The 572-nt window shown below is 61.3% G+C and carries 1 protein-coding gene; it reads right to left on the bottom strand.

Annotated elements, in window-relative coordinates:
* The coding region (locus AC1DWM_RS30200; protein ID WP_477796906.1) for an Ig-like domain-containing protein at positions 1 to 572 on the bottom strand (572 nt) is incomplete at both ends.

Raw genomic sequence — 572 nt, forward strand, 5'->3', positions numbered from 1 at the left:
GGGGTCATTGACCGGGGTGACGCTGATATCCAGCGTGCTGGTGGAACCGGTGTTGGTGGTGTAGGTGACGGTCGGCACGGTGCCGTTCCAGTTATCCACCGGGGTAAAGGTGTAAGCACCGTTGCTGGCGATGATCAGCGTTCCGACACCGGTCATGGTTGCGGTCTGGCCCGCCGTGAAGCTGCCGTCGACCCCATTCACGCTGAAGCTGGAGACGCTCAGGAGATTATCCACATCGCTGTCATTGCCCAGCACGTTGCCGGTTGCAACATGGTCTTCATCGACAGTGTYGGTRTCCGCGGTCAKGACGCTTGGGTCATTGACCGGGGTGACGCTGATATCCAGCGTGCTGGTGGAACCGGTRTTGGTGGTGTAGGTGACGGTCGGCACGGTGCCGTTGTAGTTGGAGTCCGGAGTAAAGGTGTAAGCACCGTTCGCCCCGATCACCAGGGTGCCGACGTTGGCGATGATCGCCGGGGTGGCGCCTGCGGTGTACTCGGTGCCGCCAACCGTGAACGTGGCCACGCTCAGGAGATTATCCACATCGCTGTCATTGCCCAGCACGTTGCCGG

Source organism: Pseudomonas sp. P4_C8 (assembly GCF_056401975.1).